Here is a 20,566-nt window from a genome sequence, read left to right as displayed (position 1 = left end):
CTTCTCAAATAGGAGAAACTTTTTTTATTGAGCGAAAGACGAGATTCGAACTCGCGACCCCAACCTTGGCAAGGTTGTGCTCTACCAACTGAGCTACTTTCGCTTGCGATTGTGATACAAAAATAAGGCTTTTTTAATTCTTGTCAAGACTAAATTTCAAAAATTGTCTTAAAAAAGTATAATACACTTAATTCTTAACCACTTAAATTTTTATCGCGTCCACACAATTGATGCCATCTATCGCTGCAGATACGATTCCCCCTGCATATCCGGCACCTTCAGCACAAGGATAAAGGCCATTTATTTGTGGATGTTGTAAAGTATCTTTGTCACGAGGAATACGAACAGGCGAGGAGGTACGGGATTCTACACCTACCAAAATAGCTTCGTTCGTATAATAGCCTTTCATTTTCTTGCCAAAAATAGGTAAGGCACCGCGTAATGCGCGATGAACAAAGTCCGGGAGCACCTCTTTTAAATCGACGGATTTAGTTCCCGGCTTGTACGAGTTTTCAGGTAAATTTCTAGAAACTCTATTTTCGACGAAATCCACCATACGCTGCGCAGGAGCCACAAGATTACCGCCACCCAATTGAAATGCTTGTCGTTCTATCTGACGCTGAAAATCCAGCAAGGCAAATGGGTTAGTTGCTGCGTCAGGTACGTCTTCAAGATTGATCTGGATTACCGTGCCTGAATTCGCATGTGGATTATTGCGTTTCGAGGGAGACCAGCCGTTGACTACAATTTCATCAAAATCCGTCGCACAAGGCGCGATAATGCCTCCTGGACACATACAAAATGAAAACACACCGCGATCATTCACTTGCTCTACGAGGCTATAATATGCAGGAGGCAGATTCTCGTGACGCGAGCTGCAATGATATTGGGCCTGGTCGATAATCTCTTGCGGATGTTCGATGCGGACTCCCAAAGCAAAAGGTTTAGCTTCCAAAAGCCAATCTTTGTTTCTAAACAATTCGTATATGTCTCTTGCAGAGTGACCTGTTGCCACAATCACGTGTTCAGCATCAAAGGTTTTGCCATCCGCAGTTTTCACCGCCTTCACTTGACCAAACTGTTCGACAATGTCGATTACTTTGGTGTCAAAATGAACTTCTCCGCCCATCTCCAATATGCGGTTTCGCATGCCCTCGATGATATGAGGAAGTTTATTGGTGCCGATGTGTGGACGTGCGTCAATTAAGATATCTTCATCAGCTCCATTTTCTACGAAAATTGACAATACTTTATGCACATCGCCTCTTTTGTTAGAGCGGGTGTAGAGTTTGCCATCCGAATAGGTACCAGCACCGCCTTCACCATAACAATAGTTGGATTCGGGATTGACAAGTCCTTCTCGGTTGATCTTGGCTAAGTCGCGTCTACGATCGCGAACCGCTTTGCCACGCTCCAGTAGGATGGGCTTAAGGCCGCGCTCGATACAGCGATAGGCAGCAAACAACCCTGCTGGGCCAGCACCAATGATGATGACCGGTTTGGCGTCAGCCACTGGCTTTAGCGCGGATGAAAATGTTTCTATCTGAGGCTCCTCATTGATATAAAATACCACTCGGATGCGGTAGAGCACTTGTCTACTACGGGCATCTATGGAGCGTTTGCGGATATAAATTCCTTTTACTGTATCCCTCGAAATTTTTAGTTTTTTGACGCCTTGTTGTATGATGAAGTCCTCGTTGTAGATGTGATCCGGACTTATGGCTAATTCGATTTCTTGTTGCATATATATTCTATTGGGTATTTATCCCAAAACATAATGCAAAGCTACAAAAATTTAAATTGAAGGAATTATTTCCTTCAATTTGGTATCTGCTTTGATTAAGATTATAAAATAAATAAAAACTTATTTGTATTTTTAGACAAACAGAATTGAATTATTACACATGAAAAGATTATTATTTGCCTTAATTGGTTTGTTTACAGCCTTCTCATTGAGTTCTTGTGGGTATAATACCATGGTAACGAAAGATGAAAACGTTAAAGGAAAATGGGCACAGGTAGAAAACGCGTATCAACGCCGTGCTGATCTTATACCTAACTTGGTTTCGACGGTAAAAGGCGCCGCTCAGCATGAGCAGGGGACATTAACAGCTGTAGTAGAAGCTCGTGCTAAGGCAACTTCTGTGACGGTAAATCCAGATGATTTGTCAGAAGAGTCTATTGCGAAATTTCAACAATCGCAAGATGCTTTATCACAGTCTATTGGCCGTTTGTTGGTAAGTGTGGAAGCATACCCTGACTTGAAAGCAAACTCTAATTTTCAGGAGCTTCAGGCGCAATTGGAAGGTACGGAAAACCGCATATCTGTAGAGCGCAGAAGCTACAATGAAGCCGTGCAGGACTACAATACTACGGTACGTAGCTTCCCGAACAACATCATGGCTGGAATTTTTGGCTTCAAACCGAAAGGGACATTCCAAGCTGTAGCAGGTTCGGACAAAGCACCGGAAGTTTCATTTTAAGAATATTCTTTAATCGATTGTATAAGATGAATATAGGTGCGAATCCGTATACTATATTCATCTTTTTCAATTATATCTGCCAACTATGACAATATTAAACGAAGAAGAACAAGAGCGCGTAGTGGACGCCGTGAGTGTTGCGGAGAATATGACTTCAGGAGAGATTCGGGTAGTCATAGAAAATGTGGTGGGCGACGGCAAAACTGCCATAGAAAAGGCGACAAAATACTTTGAGAGTTTGAAAATGCACAAGACGCGCCTGCGTAATGGTGTACTTTTATACCTCGCTGTACAGGATCATCAATTTGCCATAATAGGAGATACGGGAATAAATTCACGGGTAGAAGCAGACTTTTGGGAAAAGACTAAAGAGAAAATGTTGTTACATTTTCGAAATGGGGATTTTGCAAGTGGATTGGTAGCGGGCATTCACGATGCGGGAGAGCAATTGCACCATTATTTTCCTCGTCGAGAAGACGATGTAAACGAATTGCCTAACGATATACACTTTGGTAATTAAACTTGCACCTATGAAATTTTTTAAAGTAAATATATTTTCCGTACTTCTTTTTTTTACCTGTATACTTAGTGTTTGTGGGATAAACTCACTGTACGCTCAGAATCTTCCTGAAGTGTCGCGTACCATTGTGACGGATTACACAAATACCTTGTCAGCGAATGAAAGGGCAGCTTTAGAACAAAAGCTAGTCGCATTCAATGATACTACTTCTACACAAATCGCTGTCGTATTAGTCAATAGTACGGATGGTTATGATGTAGCGGATTATGCAGTCCGTTTAGCTCAAAAATGGGGTGTGGGTCAGGCGAAGTATAATAATGGCGTCATGCTATTGGCTGCTATCGGTGACCGCGCTGTGACCATACAAACTGGATATGGTGTAGAAGGAGCGCTTCCTGACGCTATAGCGTATCGAATTATTGAAAATGACATCAAACCTTCATTCCGGTCAGGCAATTATTATGAAGGCTTGGATAACGCGACGAACTCGATTATCTCATACACCAAAGGAGAATATAAAGCTGAGCGCAAACAACGTGTTAAGGATGGAAAAGGTGGAATAAGTGGAATCGCGGTAATCATTATTATTGTTGTGATTTTTGCCTTGATATCGAAAGGTGGTGGCGGCAATAATAAAGGCGGTCGTATGATCAACGGCAAAGGCTCGAATGATTTATTCTGGTGGATGCTGTTGAATGGTATGGGCGGCGGAGGTGGCGGCTCTAGCAGAGGCGGCGGTTTTGGCGGCGGATCAGGTGGCGGTTTTGGCGGTTTTGGCGGCGGTGGCTTCGGCGGCGGCGGTGCTAGTGGTCGTTGGTAGTATTGTTAAATGAGCGTTAAAACCAGACAAATAATAAATAACACAAAATATTCGCTGTATATTTAACCATATATGGCAACAAATAAATTTATCACAATGAAAAATATATTAATTGCATTGTTGGCTGGTATTCCAGCATTAACATTTGCTCAAGAAGATTTTACATTAAAAGGTAAAATTGCTTCGTACAATGCACCCGCTAAAGTATACTTACAATATGTCGATGGGGGACAGCGCAAACTAGATTCAGCAGCCATCACAAATGGACAATTTACCATAAACGGTACAGTAGCTAATCCTGTGGAAGCCTATGTAGTACTTTCGGAAGATGGGTCGCCGCTTCGTCAGCTAAACAATCCGGATGTCGGTTCTGTCTATCTTTCTAAAGGAGTTATTAATATTGAAGGATCTTCGCTGCAGACAGCAAAGGTTTCGGGTAATACGCTGAATGAAGAATTTGCTAAGCTTAAATCCTTAAAGAAGGAGACTGAAGATGCTATTGAAGGGGTAAATAAGAAGTATTATGCCGCTACAGATGAACAACGCGAAGATGAAGAGTTTGTAAATGGTCTTCGTGAGGAGATTGTTCCTCTTTTTGATAAACTTAAAGCGATAGATGCCGATTATATCAAATCCGCAAAAAACTATATTTCTCTGAACATACTTGATCAAAATCTTGGTGCTGACAATGTGGTAGAATATGAAGGATATTTTAAATCTTTCCCAGCGGATCTTCAGTCTAGTGATAAGGGTAAATCATTGGCAGAAAGAATCGCAAGTTTGAAGACTGTAGCCGTTGGGGCTATTGCTCCGGATTTCTCTTTACCAGATACAGCAGGCAACCAACTTGCTTTATCGTCGTTAAGAGGGAAGTATGTGCTAGTAGATTTCTGGGCATCATGGTGTGGACCATGCCGCCAAGAGAATCCAAATTTGGTAGCCGCTTTTAATAAATATAAAGAAAAAGGGTTCACCATATTAGGTGTTTCATTGGATAATCCAGGCAAAAAAGATGCATGGTTAAAAGCTATTGCGGATGATAAATTAGAGCAATGGCCTCAAGTGTCGGACCTAAAAGGATGGAAATCGGATGCTGCAGCATTGTATTCTGTGCGTAGTATTCCACAAAATTTCTTGTTAGACAAAGACGGTAAGATTGTAGCTTCAAATCTTCGAGGAGAAGCGTTGGAAGCTAAATTAGAAGAGCTATTAAAATAGACATCCTAATGAATATTGTAAAAGCCTTGAATATGTTTTCAAGGCTTTTTTTATTTAAATATGGGATATGGCTTGTTCCCAATCGGCAATAATATCGTCAATATGTTCGATGCCGACTGATATACGCAACATTCCTCGCGTGATACCCGAAACTTTCTTCTGTGTAGAAGAGTGGTGCGCGCCCCACATACTTGCTGGGTGAACGACCAAAGATTCCACTCCTCCAAGACTTGCGGCATTGGCGAAAATTTTAAGGTTGCTTAATATAGTCTGTGCATTTTTAAATTCTTGAGACTCATCTGTACCAGCGACTTCGATGCAAAGCATTCCGGTATGCCCCTTCATTTGCTTAGCAGCTAATGCATGCTGTGGGTGGGATTCAAGTCCAGTATAGGCCACCTTCTTGATTGCAGAATTTTGTTCTAGCCATTTGGCCAAAGCTAGCGCATTCGCATTAATTTGATTTACACGTAAGCTTAGAGTTTTTAAACCACGAAGCAACAGCCAGGAGTCAAAAGGACTTAAGCTAGCTCCCAGAGTAATGGATCGTCTCCATACTTTGGTAATGTATTCTTTGCTTCCGCAGACTATGCCTGCTGTGAGATCGGAATGACCACCAAGATATTTCGTGGCGCTGTGCACGATAACGTCAACCCCAAATTCCGCAGGAATTTGATTGATCGGTGAAGAAAATGTATTGTCCACCATCGTAATGATGCCTCTTTCCTTACCTAATTTTCCAACATATTCTAAATCTGTAATATCTAAGTTGGGGTTAGAAGGTGTTTCTATATAGATAAGTTTGGTGTTTTCTTGGATCGCTTGTGCAAAAGCATTATTGTCTGTTTGGTCCACATGCGTAACTGTAACGCCGTATTCGGATAGAAAGTCTTTCAAGAAAAGGGTAGCGCCTGAGTAATGTGCGTTTTGCGCGACGATGTGATCTCCTGCTTTTACTATGGCCAGTATAGCAGTGCTAATTGCAGCCATTCCCGTGGCCAGCACGAGGGCATCTTCAGTCTTTTCTAGATTGGCCACGATTGCGGCTACTTGACTATTCGTCGGGTTGCCATGACGATGATAAAATTCAGGATGTTTAGGTGTGGTCGCTGCCGTAATATATTGATCCAAATCCTCATCCGCAAAATAGGTAGAGGTCTGGTAAATGGGAGTAACTACAGCCTTTGTCTGGTTGTGCTCTTCACCCATGTGTATCAAGTTCGTTTCCGTCTTTCTCATTTGTAATAGGTTTTCTCAAAGCTAAAAAATATCCATTAAATACAAGTGACAAAACAGTCGTCTACAAGTAAGATTTAAATAGATTTATTTCTATATTGCAGTATTGTTAACTAGAATATGAAAAGAATACTAGCCTTTATTATTACCTGCAGCTTAAGTTCACTAGCGATGGCGCAACTTAAGTCTCCCCAAGAATTTTTAGGATATCAAATAGGGACCAAGATTACACCGCATTGGAAAGTGTTGGAATACTACAAGCATGTGTCTACTCAGGTTCCCAATCAGGTGAAGTATGAGCAATATGGGGTATCCTTTGAAGGAAGACCCATGTATGTATTTTTTATTTCTTCTGGTAAGAATATATCAAGGCTAGAGGATATTCGGAAAAGTAATTTACAAATTGCGGGAGAGACAAAGGGAAGTGGGACCGTGCGAGATATGCCTGCCATCATATGGATGAGTAACAATGCACATGGGAATGAGACTTCTTCGATGGAGTCCTCCATGATGACCTTATATCAACTGGTGAATCAGCAAAATTCTGCATCACAAAAGCAATTAGAAAATACATTGGTAATTATAGATCCGTGTCTGAATCCTGATGGAACTGAGCGTTATAATAATTGGCAAAATGGAATTCTAGGAGCCAAATATCATCCCGATCTATATGCGAGGGAACATAGCGAACCGTGGCCTGGAGGGCGTGTGAATCATTATTATTTTGACTTAAATCGTGACTGGGCATGGCAGACTCAAGTAGAAAGTCAGCAACGTATGAAAATCTACAATGCTTGGTTGCCACATATTCATATTGACTTCCATGAAATGGGTATTAACGCGCCTTATTATTTCCCTCCTGCAGCTGAACCACTGCATGAAGTGATAACACCGTGGCAAAGAGAGTTTCAAACGACCATCGGGCAGCACAATGCTAAATATTTTGATCAAAAAGGCTGGTTGTATTTTACCAAAGAACGCTTTGACTTATTCTATCCATCCTACGGCGATACTTACCCGATATATTCAGGTGCTATTGGTATGACGTACGAGAAAGCGGGAAATAGTTCTGCTGGCTTGGGCGTGTATACCGATCAGAAAGATACGCTGACTTTGGTAGATCGAGCTATACAACATCATGCATCAGGTATGAATTTGGTGGAAATCGTGTCACAAAACTCCTCCAAAGTCGTGGAAGAATTTAAAAGTTTCTATACCAAAGCGAACAGCGGTGAGTTGGCATCTTTTCAAAGTTATATTATTAAATATGAGCCAAATCATGAATCACGCATTCGGTCGTTATTGGATTTGATGGACAAAAATAATATCCGTTACTATACTGCAGAAGGAACTTTCAAAGGACTTGATTATTCAACTAAGAAATCCACAACTTATACGGCCAAGACTAAAGATTTGGTAATTCCGGGCAACCAACCCAAAGCTGCGTTGGTGCGCGTCTTGTTTGAGCCGGAAGCTAAGTTGAAGGACTCTGTCACATATGATATCACTGCATGGTCGATGCCTTACGTATATGGTCTTCAAGGTGTCGCGAGTCAAACCAAAGTAAGCGGTATCAAGCCGTATGCGCTTGAGAAAGTGAATAATACGATAGGCAATAGTTTTGGCTATGCTATTAAATGGGATGGTTTTTCGTCGGCTCAGCTGTTAGCATCATTATTACAAAAGAAAATAAGTGTGAAGCGTTCGGACTATGCTTTCAAATTAAATGGGGAAGATTTTCCGCGTGGTTCGTTGTTGGTTATGTCTTCTACAAATAAGGCACAGGAGATCCAGAAATCTTTAAAGGAACTAGCGGATAAACACAGTGTCAAGGTATATACCATCAGTTCGGGCATCCTCGAAGGAGCAAAGGATTTGGGTAGTTCAGATGTAAAAACTATCAAGGCGCCTAAAGTTCTTATGCTAGCTGGTGAAGGTCAACGCGCTTTGAATGTTGGCGAAGTGTGGCACTATTTCGATCAACAATTGCAATACCCTATTATTTTGGTGCATCCGAAAGATATAGGACGTATCAAATGGTCAGAAATAGATGTGTTTATTATGCCTGGCGGAAGTTATCCTTTCTTAAATGATAAGACGCAGGGGGAAAATTTTGCCAATTGGCTACGTGCAGGCGGTAAGGTGATTGCACTAGAAAGTGCAGTAGCGCAGCTTTCCGCGCAAAGTTGGGTAAAGCTTAAGCCTGTAAAGCAGGATACTACTGCAAAGGCCAAGGAAGACCCATTGAAGCCTTATGCTGATCGTGAGCGCGAATCATTGAAAGAATATACAGCTGGTGCGATTTACAAAGTGGACTTCGATGCTACACATCCGTTAATGTACGGCAACAAAGAATATTATACATTACGTCAAAACGGAACGCTTTATCAATACTATAAAGATGGTGCGGGCTGGAATGTCGGTTATATCCATGAGAATGCCTTAATGAGTGGTTTTGTAGGTCAGCACCTAAGCAAGCAAATTAAAAATGGTTTAGTCTTCGGAACAGAATCCGTAGGGGCAGGCACTATCGTTTATCTCGTGGATAATGTTTTGTTCCGAAATTTTTGGGATTCAGGCAAGCTGGTAATGGCAAATGCTGTTTTTCAAGTGGATTAAAGCTATCAGCCATTTTATGGTCGTCATTTCGAATGAAATGTAACGGAATAGAGAAATCTAAAGTTTTAACAACTAATCGTTTAGATTTCTCACTCCACGGTGTTTCTTTTGAAATGACGATTTGCTTATTTAAACCATCTGCTTCAACAAATGCAAAGCATAATCTATCGTTGTAATATTGCTTAATGCTAAGCGCAACTGTCCTTTTACTTCTTTTAAATTACTAATCGATGGGTTTGCGCCTACAAATGCCAATACCTTTCCAAACTGTTCGGATTCGTAATAGCTGGATTTGGCATTATTGACAAAGAAACCTTTGAGGGTCTGTTTTTTGTACATAATCTTCTCGAACCCAATCTCTTTACCCAACCACTGCAAGCGCAACGTGTTGAATAGTTCAAATACAGGTGCAGGAATAGGACCAAATCGGTCTTCTAATTCCTTCTCAAAGGCTGTTAATTGCTGCTCATTCTCCAGTTTCGCAATCTCGTTATATAAGTTATAGCGTTCGCCAATATTCGTCACATACTCGTCCGGGATCATCACTTCCAAATCGGTGTCAATCTGCGTAAAGGACACATACTTACGGTTTTGCTCGTCAGCAAATAGATCCCCAAACTCATCATCCTTCAACTCTTGAACCGCTTCGTCCAAAATCTTATTGTACATTTCAAAACCAATCTCCGCGATAAATCCCGACTGCTCGGCACCCAGCAGATTGCCCGAACCCCGAATATCCAAATCACGCATAGCGACATTAAAACCCGAACCGAGCTCCGAGAATTCCTCGATCGCCGAAAGACGTTTGTATGCTTCTGGAGTCAGGGTAGACATCGGAGGACTCAACAAGTAACAAAACGCTTTTTTATTCGAACGCCCTACGCGACCGCGCATCTGGTGCAAGTCACTCAATCCAAACATATGTGCGTGGTTGATTATAATCGTATTGGCATTTGGTATATCCAATCCTGCCTCAATAATAGTCGTAGCAACGAGAACATCAAATTCGTGGTTGATAAATTTCAGCATCACATCTTCCAAGTCATCACCTTCCAACTGGCCATGAGCTACACCTACGCGCGCCCCAGGTACTAGCTTTTGTATCATCGCACCCAGTTGCTTCAAATCCGCCACACGATTGTGAATGAAGAACACCTGACCACCTCTGTCAATCTCGTAAGAAACGGCTTCTTGAATTAGCGTCTCATTGAATACGTGCAATTCGGTTTGTACCGGTTGTCTATTCGGAGGAGGCGTAGAAATAATGCTTAGATCACGTGCTCCCATCAGCGAAAAGTGGAGCGTACGTGGAATAGGTGTTGCGGTCAGTGTCAACGAATCTACATTCGCGCGCATCACTTTTAGTTTCTCTTTGACTGAAACGCCAAACTTTTGTTCTTCGTCAATTATCATCAATCCAAGATCCTTGAATTTCACATCTTTACTCACCAACCGATGGGTACCAATGATAATATCCACTTTTCCTTCGGCAAGTTTCTGTAGAGTCTCCTTGATTTGCTTTGTCGACTTAAAGCGGTTGATGTAATCAATATTAGCGGGTAGGCCTTTTAAGCGTTCCGAGAATGTGCGAAAGTGTTGTAAGGCCAAAATGGTAGTGGGCACCAATACAGCCACCTGCTTGCTGTCTGCTACAGCTTTGAAAGCTGCGCGGATTGCCACTTCGGTCTTGCCAAAACCCACATCTCCACAGACTAATCTATCCATCGGATGCGGTGATTCCATGTCACGCTTCACATCGGCTGTAGCCTTTTCTTGATCCGGCGTGTCTTCGTAGATGAAGGATGCTTCAAGTTCTTTTTGTAAGTAGGAATCAGGACTAAAGGCATTCCCTGTTTGTGCTTTACGCACCGCATAAAGTTTAATTAAGTCACGCGCAATATCTTTAACCTTTTTCTTGGTTGTTTTTTTAAGCTTGTCCCAAGTATCCGTGCCCAATTTATTCATCTTCGGCACGGTTCCTTCCTTACCTGAATATTTGGAAATACGGTTTAGGGAGTTGATATTGACATACAAAAGGTCATTGTCTGCATATATCAGACGAATCATCTCTTGCGTTTTGCCGTTGACATCAACCTTTTCTAGACCGGCATATTTACCTACACCGTGGTCGATGTGTGTGATGTAATCGCCCGGCTTGAGATCACGCAATTCCTTCAGTGTAATTGCTTGCGAGCGCTCGTAGGCTTTTATGCGTTTGTATTTATAGTAACGGTCAAAAATTTGGTGGGCGGTATAACAGGCCAATTTAATGCTGTCATCCCGGAAGCCTTCACGTAGTGCTTTGTACACTGGCGTGAAAGTTACGGACTTGTCTATATCATCTAGGATGGCGTAAATACGCTCCACCTGCTTTGTCGAATCCGAAAATATCAGATTCTGTATCTTTTTGCTTTCGTTGTCCTTGAAATTGTGTATCAACAAGTTGAAATCCTTATTGAACGAAGGCTGTGGATGGGTGTCAAAAGTAATAACCTCATCCGCCTTAAAGAAAAATTGCTTCCCAAATTCCACATTGGGAAAATCGAACAACATAGACCCAAAGTTTTTGTCGTCCGTAAACGTAAACCGCGGGTCTACTAAATCCGGATTGGCTTTGAGGTCTGCTTCCGATAAGGCTTTCCAAAGCTGTGAAGCTTTTTTGTAACCCTCTTGGATAACATCCAGTGTGAATTGCACATCCTTAATCCACACTACTGTGTCTCGGTCAACATATTCCAGTAGGGAAATATGGTTACTTGCCAAAAACTTAGCTTGTACATTGGGCACAATCGTCACCGTATGTATCTTATTCACCGATAGCTGGCTCTCGATATCAAATGTACGGATGCTCTCGATCTCATCGCCAAAGAATTCCACGCGATAAGGCAAATCATTGGAAAATGAGAATATATCCACTATGCCACCACGTATCGCAAACTGTCCCGGCTCATAGACGAAATCCACTCTTTCGAAATCGTACTCGTACAAGAATTCATTGATAAACTCAATGCTCAGCTTTGTATTCTGTGTAATTGCTAAGGTGTTTTTCTCTAAATCGGTACGGTTGATAACTTTTTCGGCGATTGCTTCAGGGTAAGTGACTACGATTTTGGGTAGCTCCGAAGTATGATTCAACGAACTTAACGTCTCGGCACGCTGCAACACATGGGCGCTATCCAGCTGCGTAAAATCAAAAGATTTACGATAGGAAGACGGAAAAAACAAAATCTGCTTATCAAACAAACTTTCTAAGTCGCTCAAAAAATAAGAAGCATCTTCGTGTGTAGGTAAAATAAACACATAGGGGCGCACTTGTAACTGATAAGCAGAAGCCGCTACCATGGCATCCGATGATCCAATAAGCCCTTTGAGTTGGATTTTAGGATTTTTTGATTGAATTGCTTTTACAAGTGAAGTTACTTGCGTTGTCTGTCCGTAATGTGCTAAGATTTCCTGAATATTCACTTAAGTCCCAATGTTTTTCCCAAAGTTAGTAAAAATCTAAGAGAGGCTCACTGCATTATAACTTTGGATAGATTTATGTTTAAGGATATGTCGTTACTACTTTACTGATTTTCCAGCCTTCTTCTGATAGAATTAAAGTGATGTAATCTACTCTAGAGAAGTGACCGAAGTCCATAGTTACTTTGCCAATGGCGGTGTTACCCATTTGATCCAGAACCTCCAACTGTTGGGTACAGTTTAGCTTCAAAGACTTTACATCTTTAAGGAACTTTAAATATTCTTTTTTCCCATGGACATCACTGTTAGCTGTATTGGAATACGTAAAATCGTCCGCAAACATATACTTGGTGTAATCAGAATGTCCTAACAAGGAGGCGCCTACGTAGTTCATAATAACTTCTTTGCTGTCTAGGTCTTTGTACGGTTTGATATCTGCATGAGCATAAAAAACTGTTGTTACTAATGCGATGAATAATACTGCGATGGTTTTGATATTTCTTTTCATAACTTTTTGATTTTTAATTTTTTGTTTTTTGTTATGATAAAGGTATAACGCAAGGGAAGGCGGAAGAATAAGCTTTCGACAGAATGGTGCTGAAATTCGGTAAATAGCGGGCTCTACTCGGCAAAATACTCCTAAAAATATCTACCGATAATCGAATATGCACTAGATGAGGTCTCTGGAATAAACTAATCTAAGGAGGCTATGCCAACTGGGGGTGTTCACTGGCAAAGGTTTCGACCTTGTCGAAGAGATCTCTCAGGTCAAACTGCAAGTCCTCGTGTAGTTTATCGTACTTGTTGCGTGTGGACTGGATGCGCGTAGCGACGTATCGGTGTAATTTGTCGGATATAGACACATAGCTTTTTTGGAATAGTATCGGGTAATGTTCAAAGGCCAATGCAAGTATCAACAACCGAAATTCTACCTCACTAAATTTGTCTTTTGTTATCTTCTCATGCTCGGTGATCATTCCACTGGCTTGACGAAGGAGAGCCGTCAGTGATCTGTAGTTGGAATACATGGCTACATTTTTTATCCCGGAGTGCGAGGGCTCCAGGAGGTCCTGAAGTTTCTGACGCAGGGCTACTATGCGATCGCCTAAGTCGTCTTCATTCTCTAGGAGCTGATAGTGGAGTTGTTTCATCAACATTTTGTCCTTGCTAATGAGGCGCACAAGAAGTTTGTCCTTCTCTTTGGGAGGAAGTTGCAGTACGGCTTCTTTGAGTTCTGGGTCTTTGTGTAATGACATGCAACTAAGATAGCAAGAAATAGGCAGACTTGATATTTATAGAAGTGAATTGTGGTAATATTTACTTATCTGTAAAAAGTACCATTAAAAGACTTAATACTACCACTAGGAGTGGTAAAATCACTGTATCTTTGTATTGTAATGGCAAAGGTTCCTGTAATAGAGCAATGTAGTGTTTCCGATAAGCGAAATGGGCATATCATGATTGAGGGGTTGGAGACTTATCTACAGCGCAATGCCAATTTGGTGTTTCCTCATCGACATAATTTTTACCATTTTGTACTTTTTACTGCTGGTGCTGGAAACCATAGTATAGATTTTGAGCGCTTCGAGGTGGAGCCTTGGCAGATCTATTTTATGTCGCCGGGTCAGATACATATATGGGACTTCGAAGGTGAGATGAAAGGGTATGTAGTTAATTTTCACAAGGACCTTTTCAAGAATACTTTGATACGGACAGATTACTTATCCTCTTTGAGTTTTTTTTCGGGATTGGTGCGTGATGGTGTTTTTGTTGTCGAGGAGCAGGATCGCGAATTGGTAAGGGAAATTTTGGAGAGATTACATGACAACAGGCAGGGTATTGACTACGTGACATCGTCGCTATTTTATCTTTTCAATCTTTTGAATCTGCGACGTACACCAAGTTTTACGGCAGAATCGAATTCGTACAATCACACCCTCTTGCGCAATTTCTTAAATCTCATCGAAGCAAACTTTAAGACTATGCGCCTGCCGAGGGCCTATGCAGCGTTGCTGTATATCACGCCGAATCACCTGAATGCGTTGTGCAAGGAGCTGCTCGGGCAGTCTGCGGGCGAACTTATACGTGACCGCGTCATCTTGGAGGCTAAGCGTTTGCTGATCATTAAGGATTATTCGGTGGCTGAGATTGCTTATGAACTAAATTTTAATGATAATTCGTACTTTACCAAGTTTTTTAAGAAAGTAGTTGGCGTGACACCAGAGGAGTTTCGTCGTCATCAATAATAATAAAAAGAAAATTATATCTATTAATATGTCTACACAATATACAATACCGAGTGAATGGAAAAGTGCAATAGAAGGCAAATGTCCAAGATGTCGTAAGGGGGAAATGTTTAGCGCTCCATTGTTAAGTTTCAAATCAAAAAAGATGCGTGAAAATTGTCCGCATTGTGGGCTCAAATTTGAGAAGGAGCCGGGCTATTTTTATGTGGCGATGTATGTAAGTTATGCCTTTGTCGTAGCCCAATTGGTAACCGCTAGTGTGGCTACTTACATTCTTACAGGCAATTTGGAATCTCCATGGTTATACCTTACAGTGGCGATTGCTATTGCAATTCTGATGGCGCCATTTAACTATCGTTACTCGCGCATTGTGCTTCTTTATTGGATGACCCCGCAATTCAAATTTCAAGAAAAGTATTATTTAATGCCGAATAAGGAAGATATTTAACCAAAATATCTTTATTTTGTAACAATATAATAGGGATGAATCTCTTCTGTGGGATTAATCCCTAATTTTATTTTCAATCAATTACTTCGATATGAAATATTTTGCACTTCTACTTTGTATGGCCTTGTCCTCTATGGTGTTTGGACAGCGTAAAGGTTACTGGCAACAAGACGTTAAGTATACCATGGACATTGATGTCAATGAAAAAGACTTTCAGTATAATGGGGCTATGACTTTGGTCTATGGTAATAATTCAGGACAATCTCTGTCTAAGGTTTATTTCCACCTTTATTTCAATGCATTCCAACCGGGTAGCATGATGGATCATCGGTTGACTTCCATCTCCGACCCCGATGCTCGTATGGTGAAAAATATAGGAACCAAAGAAAAGCCGGTGTTAGAAAGCCGCATTTCTAAATTGACGCCTGATCAAATAGGTTATCAAAAAATTTCTTCAATAAAAGTAAATGGCACGCCTGCGACTTTCAAAGTAGACGGCACCATTCTGGAGGTGAATTTGCCTCAAGCTATTGCTGATGGGTCCAAGACGACTTTCCAACTGGAATGGCAAGCCCAAGTTCCGGAGCAGATTCGCCGCAGTGGACGTAATTCCAAAGAGGGGGTAGCCCTGTCGATGACGCAATGGTATCCCAAGATGGCACATTTTGATGAATTTGGGTGGCATCTAGATGAGTATGTAGGCCGAGAATTTATTGCACCTTTTGGAGACTTCGATGTTACAATTCACATCAATAAAGATTATGTGTTGGGGGCGTCAGGCGTATTGCAAAATCCAACAGAAGTAAAAGGATATGTATCTAATACCAAAGTCAAAGCGAAAAAGAACAAAGCTTCATGGCGTTTTAAAGCAAACAATATTCACGACTTCGCATGGGGTGCAGACCCTAAATTTGTGGTCGACTCCACAACTACGAATGCCGGAGTAAAACTATACATCGTTTATTTGCCTTCTAGCTCAGAGGTTGTGTCCAATTGGAAACAAGCGCTAGGCTTTGCCAAAGAGTTTTTTGACCTGACCAGTAGACGTTTCGGCGCGTATCCGTGGCCAACGTATACGATCGTACAAGGTGGTGATGGTGGTATGGAGTACGGGACAGTTACCTTAGTTACGGGAGGACGAAACCTTAAGAGTCTTGTGAATGTTATTTTTCACGAAGCAGCTCACTCCTGGTACCAGCATTTGTTTGGGATCAATGAAACTGTGGATGAGTGGTTTGACGAGGGTTTTACGTCTTACATAGAAGAGCTGGGTATGCACGAACTTTTTGAGAAAAAGGGCGCTATACCGACCAATCCTGTTATGGTTCCCTATAGAGCATATTATCGTTTGGCATTGTCTGGCAAAGAGGAACCTATGAGCTTGCTAGCCGATTATTACAATACGAACTATGCTTATTCGAATCAAGCTTATAATAAGGGTGCTGTACTTGTGGAGCAATTAGGATATATCATCGGAAAAGAAAATTTGGAGAAAACATTTTTGAAATTCTATGAAGTATGGAAATTTAAGCATCCTACGCCCAATGATTTCAAACGTGTAGCTGAAGAAGTGTCCGGTATTAATTTAAAATGGTATTTCAACTTGTTTATAAATACGACGCGTAAAATCGATTATGCGATTGGCGATATTTCTAATCAAACCATTCAGATCCAGAATAAGTCAGATCTAGCAATGCCCCTGGATATTTTGGTAGAATATAAGGATGGAAGCAAAGAATTGTTCTATATTCCTTTGCGCGAGATGCGCGGGGTTAAGCCTTCTGAAGGATATGATATCTATAAAGGTATACAGCGTACAGTTTTAACAGATTGGTTTTGGACGAAACCAACTTATTCATTCCAAGTGAATAAAGAAATCGCAAAAGCCTGGATTGATCCAACGCAGAGGTTGGCGGATATCGAACACGGAGACAATATTAAGGAAGCCCAATAATTAAATAGGTCCACATTTCTGTGGGCCTATTTAATTTCATAGTTATTCCATCCTGTAAGACTTATATTTTCCTCGCTATTTTCTAACACAGAGATAAGTGCATACATGAAGATAGAACAAATGAGCATGGCGACACAAAGTATAATTTGTCTCATAATTATGTGTTTGTTTATAATGTAAGGGGAATCTATTCTTATTTTATTTCTCTAAAACTTATATATTCCAACATCGAGTCATTTTTTTTAATCTTATCAATGTTTTACAAGAAATTATTGTGCCAAGATTAGTCAATAATTGCAATTCAGGTATTTAGACGGTATGAATAATATAGGTTTAATCGTGAAATATTTTTACATGAAAGACAAGTTAGGTGCATAAATTTATGTCAAATGGGTTTGTTAATCAATTATTAGAATTTTTGATTTTCTATGAAATTTGATGTACATAAATCTAATTCTTATAATGATCAACTTAACATCATTCAGTCAAACTATCTTGATCTGGGTACTCATGGTCTAAAGGAGAATTGTAGAATAATGAAATACACCGACTCAGTTTACGTTAATGCAATACTTCGCTATCCTAAATTTTGGAATTCTTTAAGAACAAAAACACAATCGTTAGAAGCCGATAAAAATAGAATAAAGAAATATCTTAAAAACTTCAAAAAGCTTTACCCTAACTCACAATCCGCTAATCTTTATCTATGCATAGGACTTGGAAACTCAGGTGGTGGTAAACCTATAAATAAGAATTTAGTAATAGGGTTTGAATTGGCTTTCTCAGATTCAACAATAAATACTTCTGAATATCAATCTCAGAAAAAAAGATTAATATAAAAATGCTGAATCCGGTGGTATTGAATTTGTTGCTATGCATGAATAGGTACATACACAACAAAAATCAATCAACGATAATAACTTGCTAAAAAATGCTATTTATGAGGGGGATGTGATTTTATCGCAGAGCTTGTAATAGGAAAAACCTATCAACTTTAAATACACCCAATATGGCCATGCAAATTATTCAACTGTATTAGAAGCTTTTCGTAAAAATTTATTTAACACGGATTTTGAAGATTGGTTTCATAATCACAATGTCTCTACTGTTAAAGACCTTGGTTATTTTATTGGCTATGTCACTTGTAAAATTATTACAATAATTCCCAAAACAAAAAATTAGCAATTAAGGAAATTATAGAATTAGATTACGAAGATCATGATGCTATTTTAAGATTCTTAAATGATTCGAATACATTTAGAGAGAAAATTGATTATTCCTTAGATTAAGGATTATTTCGGAATAACCATTAACAAAGCTTAACTTTGCCTTTTAACAAATTGAGCGGGCACCCAGTATGTTTAATTAGGTTAAATATCAACAACTTACACCCAAAAAGTAACAAATAGAAAACATAGAATTTTCTATATTTTTTGACAATAGGATTATAAAGCTTTGAAGAAAGTTTGAAAAGTACCCAACTACGAGACTACACAACTACAAAACCAAACATTATATGGTAAAATGAATTAAATTAGTGCTTTATTAACATTTCTATGGCAATTGAAATCAATACATCTTTAACCTCGATTGAATATATAGTTTTTTCAAGTGATGAGAAGCGTTTTATAACATTTTTTCCACCCGATTCATTAAATAATGGAGTAGTAGAATTTATTTCTAAATTGCCTATGGATTTGATGCAGCTGGTCAGACCAATTAATTTTTACGGATTTCATTTACAGACTGCTTCAAATTTTGGCTATGATTTTAAAGTTATCAATATCCGTTATTTTGAAGATGTTAAAGACGATGTATTGTCTGCAAATAGAGTTCGATTAATTTTTTTTGATGGTTCGGATAATTTACATCTTGAAAAGTTTAAATTAATGTTACAGGCTGGATTAGATTTAACTTTCTTTAGTTTTTATAATAAAAAAAAATATAGAGAACACAATCCTCAAATTATTGATAATCCACAACAGTTTTTAAGGAGAATTTTAGAAGAAGAAGAGAAAATAAAGAAAAATCTTTCAGAAGAAAGCCCTTATGTTGACGAATTCTTTAAGTTCGATGTATCTTTAGATTTAGACCTTAAACCATTTGCGAACTATCCATTCTTTTTACCAATTCAGAATAATGCATACATCTCTGGAAATATTATTGGTAATTTTTGTATGGGTAGAGATTTTGATGAAGCCGAAGCGATTGAAAAGCATAAAGAGATTTCTACTAAAGCAATATTAAACAGAAATACTTTTGAACGCCAGGAACAGTTTGTAAATTCTTTGGAAATAATTGATTATTTTACAAAGTTGGCATATTCTGAAAAGCTTGTTAAATTGCCTTTAAAGAATACACCGAAGTTTGCTCCCTTAATTCTTGTCGCTCCATTTCATAATCCAGATCTAAATAGATATAATAGAGGAACCCTTACCGGATTATTGTTGGAACAGTCAAGTAATTATACTATTGAAATCACCACTGAAGACGATAAGGAAATTGATGTTACGCCTGCTCTTCATCTCAATCAAATGCGTTTATCTTATTTAGATAATATTAGTTTTTTACATGCTTCTTTTACTTACTCACCTATACTTAGACTACCTTTAATTGGGAAAAGTATAAATAGAGAACTTTCATTTTTTAAACCTAGTAACTTCCCTCAGTATTTAAGTAATAAAACTAGAAAAAAGCTTAATAAAACTATAAGTAATTTCGGTAGAAAACTTGCTAACCGTACATTAAGTGAAAAGATTCAAAATGTAATTAAATTACGAGATAGTCAGATTGTTGTTATATCTGATATTCCAGTTGAATGGATGAATATCGGAGGGATACCTCTATCATTTACACATGATGTTTGTCGGCTACCGGAAACCTCTTTGCACGGATTAATGTCCTTATATTCAAGCAATAGAGAAACTACTTTTGTTGTTGATGAGGATATTGTCAAAAAGACTTTAGTAATTTTTGGTTGTCAAGAAGCAGAGTTTACAAAATGGCAACTATTCATTGAACAACACCAAAATGAGATCGGGTTTAAGATTGCTAAATGTCAAAGCATTTCTGATGTAAAAAGAGAAGTAGAAAAAATAAGACCAAGCTTTATAATTTTTGATTGTCATGGCGGGTTTGATGAAAGTACGAATTCTTCATTTCTATACATTGGAAGCGAAAAGCTTAAAGGAGATGATATTGTGAAAAATGGTATTGTGGCTCCTTTGATCTTTTTGTCAGCATGCGGTACAGCTCCAACATATGGGACGATGAACCCGATTGCAAATGCGTTTTTTCAAGTGGGAGCCTATTCAGTCACTTCGACATTTTTACCCATTTCTGTAGACAATGGAACTATGCTTTATTTTAGACTTTTGGTAAAGTTGAAATCTGCGGCGCAAAATGTAATCCATAAGAATTGGTTAGAATTTGTTTGTCATGTAATACGCACTTCGACCATTAACGGTATCCGCCCTATAAACTACATGTTTGATTAAGCGATAATTCGTTTATAGTTTTGTGGGTACAGGTCCTTCAGGTTCTTGTGGTTTATGGATGAT

At 39.4% G+C, this 20,566-nt stretch carries 15 protein-coding genes and 1 tRNA gene; 10 read left to right on the top strand and 6 right to left on the bottom strand.

What is annotated here, in order from left to right; translation table 11 throughout:
* Positions 1 to 30: 30 nt before the first annotated feature.
* A tRNA-Gly gene (locus tag EDC17_RS06885) sits at positions 31 to 103 on the bottom strand.
* A 99-nt stretch (positions 104 to 202) separates the two neighbouring features.
* On the bottom strand, positions 203 to 1,744 hold the full coding sequence (locus tag EDC17_RS06880) for an NAD(P)/FAD-dependent oxidoreductase (protein WP_132777361.1): 1,542 nt from the start codon (positions 1,742 to 1,744) through the stop codon (positions 203 to 205).
* Between the two features lie 160 nt (positions 1,745 to 1,904).
* Here EDC17_RS06880 and EDC17_RS06875 point away from each other — a divergent pair, with 160 nt between their 5' ends.
* The 4 genes from EDC17_RS06875 to EDC17_RS06860 all read left to right on the top strand — a co-directional run bounded on the left by EDC17_RS06875 (position 1,905) and on the right by EDC17_RS06860 (position 5,041).
* Complete coding sequence (locus EDC17_RS06875) at positions 1,905 to 2,483, top strand: LemA family protein (protein WP_132777360.1); 579 nt, start codon at positions 1,905 to 1,907, stop codon at positions 2,481 to 2,483.
* Between the two features lie 85 nt (positions 2,484 to 2,568).
* Positions 2,569 to 3,003, top strand: coding sequence for a TPM domain-containing protein (locus EDC17_RS06870; RefSeq protein WP_132777359.1), 435 nt, complete (start codon positions 2,569 to 2,571; stop codon positions 3,001 to 3,003).
* 10 nt (positions 3,004 to 3,013) lie between these two features.
* Positions 3,014 to 3,823: a TPM domain-containing protein gene (locus EDC17_RS06865; RefSeq protein WP_132777358.1), complete on the top strand. Its 810-nt coding sequence runs from the start codon at positions 3,014 to 3,016 to the stop codon at positions 3,821 to 3,823.
* Between the two features lie 96 nt (positions 3,824 to 3,919).
* Positions 3,920 to 5,041: a TlpA disulfide reductase family protein gene (locus EDC17_RS06860; protein WP_132777357.1), complete on the top strand. Its 1,122-nt coding sequence runs from the start codon at positions 3,920 to 3,922 to the stop codon at positions 5,039 to 5,041.
* A gap of 54 nt (positions 5,042 to 5,095) precedes the next feature.
* On the opposite strand, the gene EDC17_RS06855 is transcribed toward EDC17_RS06860, so the two are convergent.
* A complete protein-coding gene (locus EDC17_RS06855) occupies positions 5,096 to 6,280 on the bottom strand; it encodes a trans-sulfuration enzyme family protein (protein WP_132777356.1) in 1,185 nt (394 codons plus the stop codon).
* A gap of 117 nt (positions 6,281 to 6,397) precedes the next feature.
* Between EDC17_RS06855 and EDC17_RS06850 the strand changes: the two genes are divergently transcribed.
* Entirely contained in the window at positions 6,398 to 8,896 is a 2,499-nt protein-coding gene (locus EDC17_RS06850; RefSeq protein ID WP_132777355.1) for a M14 metallopeptidase family protein, read from the top strand.
* A gap of 129 nt (positions 8,897 to 9,025) precedes the next feature.
* Here EDC17_RS06850 and mfd read toward each other — a convergent pair whose 3' ends face one another.
* From mfd to EDC17_RS06835, 3 genes are all read right to left on the bottom strand, one after another.
* Positions 9,026 to 12,361 (bottom strand): transcription-repair coupling factor, encoded by a 3,336-nt coding sequence (gene mfd / locus EDC17_RS06845; RefSeq protein ID WP_132777354.1) that lies wholly within the window; start codon positions 12,359 to 12,361, stop codon positions 9,026 to 9,028.
* 79 nt (positions 12,362 to 12,440) lie between these two features.
* Positions 12,441 to 12,866 (bottom strand): nuclear transport factor 2 family protein, encoded by a 426-nt coding sequence (locus tag EDC17_RS06840; protein WP_132777353.1) that lies wholly within the window; start codon positions 12,864 to 12,866, stop codon positions 12,441 to 12,443.
* A gap of 199 nt (positions 12,867 to 13,065) precedes the next feature.
* Positions 13,066 to 13,509, bottom strand: coding sequence for a hypothetical protein (locus tag EDC17_RS06835; protein ID WP_132777352.1), 444 nt, complete (start codon positions 13,507 to 13,509; stop codon positions 13,066 to 13,068).
* Between the two features lie 246 nt (positions 13,510 to 13,755).
* Here EDC17_RS06835 and EDC17_RS06830 point away from each other — a divergent pair, with 246 nt between their 5' ends.
* From EDC17_RS06830 to EDC17_RS06810, 5 genes are all read left to right on the top strand, one after another.
* On the top strand, positions 13,756 to 14,604 hold the full coding sequence (locus EDC17_RS06830) for an AraC family transcriptional regulator (RefSeq protein ID WP_132777351.1): 849 nt from the start codon (positions 13,756 to 13,758) through the stop codon (positions 14,602 to 14,604).
* Positions 14,605 to 14,632: 28 nt separating this feature from the next.
* Positions 14,633 to 15,052: a DUF983 domain-containing protein gene (locus EDC17_RS06825; protein ID WP_132777350.1), complete on the top strand. Its 420-nt coding sequence runs from the start codon at positions 14,633 to 14,635 to the stop codon at positions 15,050 to 15,052.
* A gap of 91 nt (positions 15,053 to 15,143) precedes the next feature.
* Positions 15,144 to 17,006, top strand: coding sequence for a M1 family metallopeptidase (locus EDC17_RS06820; protein WP_132777349.1), 1,863 nt, complete (start codon positions 15,144 to 15,146; stop codon positions 17,004 to 17,006).
* Between the two features lie 428 nt (positions 17,007 to 17,434).
* Entirely contained in the window at positions 17,435 to 17,845 is a 411-nt protein-coding gene (locus tag EDC17_RS06815) for a hypothetical protein (protein ID WP_132777348.1), read from the top strand.
* A 717-nt stretch (positions 17,846 to 18,562) separates the two neighbouring features.
* Positions 18,563 to 20,503, top strand: a complete 1,941-nt coding sequence (locus EDC17_RS06810) for a CHAT domain-containing protein (RefSeq protein WP_132777347.1) — start codon at positions 18,563 to 18,565, stop codon at positions 20,501 to 20,503.
* Positions 20,504 to 20,566 lie beyond the last annotated feature (63 nt).

It is taken from the genome of Sphingobacterium alimentarium, from assembly GCF_004342685.1.
Taxonomy (GTDB): Bacteria; Bacteroidota; Bacteroidia; order Sphingobacteriales; family Sphingobacteriaceae; genus Sphingobacterium; species Sphingobacterium alimentarium.
Note: the sequence above shows the minus strand (reverse complement) of the source record. Positions and strands in the feature narration are given on the sequence as shown.